The 4,790-nt window shown below is 69.4% G+C and carries 5 protein-coding genes and 1 pseudogene; 1 reads left to right on the forward strand and 5 read right to left on the reverse strand.

Translation table 11 applies throughout. The annotated features are described in order from the left end of the window. On the forward strand, positions 1–568 hold a 568-nt coding region (locus KUTG_RS36695), incomplete at its 5' end, for a hypothetical protein (RefSeq protein WP_369794560.1). A gap of 119 nt (positions 569–687) precedes the next feature. On the opposite strand, the gene KUTG_RS36700 is transcribed toward KUTG_RS36695, so the two are convergent. From KUTG_RS36700 to KUTG_RS36715, 5 genes and pseudogenes are all read right to left on the reverse strand, one after another. Then, positions 688–2,346 carry a fumarate hydratase gene (locus KUTG_RS36700; protein ID WP_043723421.1) on the reverse strand — a complete coding sequence of 553 codons (1,659 nt, stop codon included), beginning with the start codon at positions 2,344–2,346 and terminating at the stop codon, positions 688–690. A 392-nt stretch (positions 2,347–2,738) separates the two neighbouring features. After that, complete coding sequence (locus tag KUTG_RS36705; protein WP_052395824.1) at positions 2,739–3,707, reverse strand: sigma-70 family RNA polymerase sigma factor; 969 nt, start codon at positions 3,705–3,707, stop codon at positions 2,739–2,741. A 40-nt stretch (positions 3,708–3,747) separates the two neighbouring features. After that, complete coding sequence (locus KUTG_RS65425; protein ID WP_255360959.1) at positions 3,748–3,882, reverse strand: hypothetical protein; 135 nt, start codon at positions 3,880–3,882, stop codon at positions 3,748–3,750. 170 nt (positions 3,883–4,052) lie between these two features. After that, positions 4,053–4,478 (reverse strand): D-aminoacyl-tRNA deacylase, encoded by a 426-nt coding sequence (dtd, locus tag KUTG_RS36710; RefSeq protein ID WP_043723425.1) that lies wholly within the window; start codon positions 4,476–4,478, stop codon positions 4,053–4,055. Beyond that, positions 4,475–4,790 (reverse strand): annotated as a pseudogene (locus KUTG_RS36715) (SAM-dependent methyltransferase); the annotation flags it as partial. The pseudogene KUTG_RS36715 and the gene dtd, both read right to left, overlap by 4 nt.

Consider the following 4,790-nt stretch of genomic DNA (forward strand, 5'->3'; position numbering starts at 1 on the left):
CGTGATGGCGGCACGGGTAGCGGGGTGTCTGCTGGTGGCAGGCATGGCGACGCTGGTGGTGCTCATGCTGGTCGCGTCGCCGGACAAGGCGGCCGCGGGCGGCCCGGTCTTCGGCGTGATGCTCGCTGCCTACCTGGCCGCGTACCTGTACGGACGGCCGCGGCTGGCGGCCGTCGCGATCGGGGTTGCCGCTACGGCACTGTTGTTCGGCCTGGTGGCGATTGTCCCGCCGGTGCCCGGCTCCATCGCCCTGGCCGTCGTCTTCGCCGCCGCCGGCGCGGCCGTGGCGCTATGGATCACCCGTGAGCCGGTCATGGCCCTGCACGCGGCCATGTCGTCCGTTCTGCTGACCGCGGCCGTCGCATGGGCGCTGGTCTCCTACGGGCCCGAACGGTTCGTGCCGGACATGGTCGGCTCGGGCACCGCCGCCGCGAATCCGTTGCTGGAGAACCGCATCGAGGCACCCGACCCGTACGTCGGCCTGCTGGCCATCGGCGCGCTGCTGGCCATCGTGATCGTGGCGGCGCAACGGGTTCGGGTCGTGGCGGCCCGCCCCGTCAGTACGTGACCAGACCCGCCGACACAGTGATGTCCTCGCCGGTGATGCCGGGGAGACCCTGTTGACCCGGATACCCGGACGGACCGTGGCCGCCGATCCGGCGACCACGGTCCACGTAGGACCGTCGGCTAGCGGCGGAAGGAGATCTGCAGGGTCGGGGCGGAGGTCTCGGAGAAGAAGTCGTTGCCCTTGTCGTCGACGACGATGAAGGCCGGGAAGTCCTCGACCTCGATCTTCCAGACGGCTTCCATGCCCAACTCGGCGTACTCGAGCACGTCGACCTTGCGGATGCAGTCCTTGGCCAGGCGGGCGGCCGGGCCGCCGATGGAGCCGAGGTAGAAGCCGCCGTGGGACTGGCAGGCGTCGGTGACCTGCTTGGAGCGGTTGCCCTTGGCCAGCATCACCAGGGAGCCGCCGGCGGCCTGGAACTGCTCGACGTAGGAGTCCATGCGGCCGGCGGTGGTGGGGCCGAAGGAGCCGGAGGCGTAGCCCTCGGGCGTCTTGGCCGGGCCGGCGTAGTAGACGGGGTGGTCGCGCAGGTACTGGGGCATGGCCTCGCCGGCGTCCAGGCGTTCCTTGATCTTGGCGTGGGCGATGTCGCGGGCCACGACCAGCGGGCCGGTCAGCGACAGTCGGGTCTTCACCGGTAGCGCCGCCAGGGTGCGCCGGATCTCGTCCATCGGCTGGTTGAGGTCGATGCGCACCACGTCGTCGGACAGCTGCTCGTCGTGCACCTCGGGCAGGAACTGCGCCGGGTCGTGCTCCAGCTGCTCCAGGAAGACGCCCTCGGCGGTGATCTTGGCCTTGGCCTGGCGGTCGGCCGAGCAGGACACCGCGATGCCGACGGGGCAGGAGGCGCCGTGCCGGGGGAGGCGAATGACCCGGACGTCGTGGCAGAAGTACTTGCCGCCGAACTGGGCCCCGATGCCGAACTCGCGGGTCATGGCCAGCACCTGCTGCTCCAGGTCGGTGTCCCGGAACGCGCGGCCGTCGGCGGAGCCCTCGGTGGGCAGGTTGTCCAGGTAGCGGGCCGAGGCCAGCTTGGCCGTCTTCAGGTTGTACTCGGCCGACGTGCCGCCGACGACGATCGCCAGGTGGTACGGCGGGCAGGCGGCCGTGCCCAGGGAGCGCAGCTTCTCGTCCAGGAACCGGGCCAGCCGCGTCGGGTTCAGCAGCGCCTTGGTCTCCTGGTACAGGAACGTCTTGTTGGCGCTGCCGCCGCCCTTGGCCATGAACAGGAACTCGTAGGCCGGTTCCTGGCCCGCCTTGTGGTACAGCTCGATCTGGGCCGGCAGGTTCGTGCCGGTGTTCTTCTCGTCCCAGAACGTGGTCGGCGACATCTGCGAGTAGCGCAGGTTCAGCTGCTGGTAGGCGTCGTAGATGCCCTCCGACAGCGCGGCCTCGTCGTCACCGCCGGTGAGCACCGTCTCGGTCCGCTTGCCCACCACGATCGCCGTGCCCGTGTCCTGGCACATCGGCAGCACCCCGCCCGCCGACACGCAGGCGTTGCGCAGCAGGTCGGTGGCCACGAACCGGTCGTTCCCGCTGGCCTCGGGGTCGTCGATGATGGCCCGCAGCTGCCGTAGGTGGCTGGTGCGCAGCAGGTGCTGGATGTCCTTGATCGCCTCACGGGCCAGCAGCCGCAGCGCCTCGGGCTCCACTTCGAGGAAGCGCCGCCCCGCCACCTCCGTCACCCGGACGCCGTCCGGGCTGACCAGTCGGTATTCGGTGGCGGTGTCCTTGCCCAACGGCAGCGGATCGACGTACTGGAACGAGGTGGTGGTCACGTTCGCGGGCTCCTGTGCTTGTGCCGCGCGTTCCGCGCGGGGCGAGGTCGCTCTGATCCGGTCTCTTCGCCTAGTCCGGGAAATCGCTGAACAGACGCGATTTTCCCGGCCCGCGGCTCCAGAGACCGGCGCGACCTCGCGGGTCGGCAGCTCAGGGCACAGTATCGCCGGACCCCATGCGCCTGCCGCCGTCCCCGGGTGTGACGGCGGACATCACACAAATCAAGAGGCGGGGGCGGCCCCCGGCCGTCCCCGCCTCCTGTGGGATGCGGTCGCGAATCGTCGGTCGCCCGATGGTTCGCACCGCGAAGCTTCTGTGTGCGGTGAACTGTGCCGTGACACAGATCACAAGTCAAGGCGGCTGTTCGGGCGAAGATCCACCCGACGGCCGGTCAGCTGGCGTAGGCCCGCAGCCGCTCGGCCCGGTCGCCCTGGCGGAGCTTGGACATGACCTCACGCTCGATCTGGCGGACGCGCTCGCGGGACAGGCCGAAGCGCTTGCCGATCTGGTCGAGGGTGCGGGGCTGCCCGTCCTCGAGGCCGTAGCGCAGGCGGATGACCGACTGCTCCCGCTCGTCCAGGGTGGCCAGCACGCGGCGCAGGTCGTCGGACAGCAGGCTGGAGATGACGGCGCTCTCGGCGTCGGTGGCCTCGGCGTCCTCGATGAAGTCGCCCAGCGGGGCGTCCTCGTCGGTGCCGACGGGCATGTCCAGGCTCACCGGGTCGCGGGAGTGGTCGAGCAGGTCGGCGATCTTGGACTCGGCGATGCCGGACTCCCGCGCCAGCTCCTCGTGCGTGGCCTCCCGGCCGAGCTGCTGGTGCAGGTCGCGCTTGATCCGGGCCAGCTTGTTCACCTGCTCCACCAGGTGGACGGGCAGCCGAATGGTGCGCCCCTGGTCGGCCATGCCGCGCGTGATGGCCTGGCGGATCCACCACGTGGCGTACGTGGAGAACTTGAAGCCCTTGGTGTAGTCGAACTTCTCGACGGCCCTGATCAGGCCGAGGTTGCCCTCCTGGATCAGGTCGAGCAGCGGCATGCCGCGCCCGGTGTAGCGCTTGGCCAGCGACACCACGAGGCGGAGGTTGGCCTCCAGCAGGTGGTTCTTGGCCCGCTCGCCGTCACGCACCAGGGCGGTCAGCTCGGACTTCCTGGTGGCGTCCAGAACCCTGGCCGTCTCCAGCATGTGGCGGGCGAACACGCCGGCCTCGATTCGCTTGGCCAGCCCCACCTCCTGCTCGGCGGTCAGCAGCTTGGTCTTGCCGATGCCGTTCAGGTACACACGCACCAGGTCGGCGGCGGGCCCCTGGGCGTCGAGATCTGCCTCGGGCCCGAAGTGGTCGATGGTCTGTGGGATGGTCACGGGTGCTCCCTCCCCGGTCGCGGGCTGGTGTGTCGTCGCGTCACACACCGGCGCTGCGTTGCGCGGCGAGCCTTTCGGGCGAGGCACCCGGGTCGGGAATGCCTTGCGCTTGCTGGCTGGACACTGGTGAAAACGCGAGCGATCGCGAAATCGTTCCCGTCTTCTCACCCTTCATGACGTCTCCACGCCCGGAGCGGTTGCCCTGAGAACCTGAGGTTTCCCTGAGAGAGGGCCACCTCCACCCGTTCAGTCGGCAACCGTCCCGGTGAAACGTGAAGTCCATGATGGACAACTGAACCGAATCGCGCGCCTGCACGTTTCCTTCACAAGGAAACCCGCGAATCATCACACTTCGACAAGCACCGTGAACGGACCGTCGTTCACGCTTTCCACCGCCATGTCGGCGCCGAACCGACCGGTGGCCACGGTGGCGCCCCGCGCACGCAGCGCGTCGACGACCGCGTCCACCAGCGGCTCGGCGACCGGACCGGGCGCGGCCTTCGTCCACGATGGACGGCGGCCCTTCCTGGTGTCGCCGTACAGCGTGAACTGGCTCACCACGAGCAGCGGAGCCCCTGTGCTCGCACAGGATTGCTCCTCGTCGAGTATCCGCAGCTCGTGCAGCTTCCGCGCCATGGTGTCGACCTGTTCGGCCCCGTCGGTGTGGGTGATGCCCAACAACACCAACAATCCGGGTTCCTTGATCTCACCGACGACCTCGTCGCCGACGGTGACGCTCGCCCTTGTCACCCGCATGACAACTGCTTTCACGCCGGCACAACCATTCCGTGCCGCACCAGATCGCGCACGATCGGCAACGCGGTGCGTTCGAGGTCGTCGACCGACTGGCCGTGCCCGTACGCCAACAGGTGCAAGAGGTCACCCAGCGGCAACGCCCCGCGACAACCGGCCAGCAGCGCGGCCGCCAACTCGTCGACCTCGTGCTGCCAACCGGGTCCGTCGGTGCGGTGCAGCCGCCGCACGACGGCCTCCCAGCCCTCGTCGCCCGGCTGCGACACCTCTTCCAGCATCACGGTCGGCGGCACCAGGAACCGCGTGGCCAGCAGTTCCTCGGCGGATCCG

It is taken from the genome of Kutzneria sp. 744, assembly GCF_000568255.1.
Taxonomy (GTDB): domain Bacteria; phylum Actinomycetota; class Actinomycetes; order Mycobacteriales; family Pseudonocardiaceae; genus Kutzneria.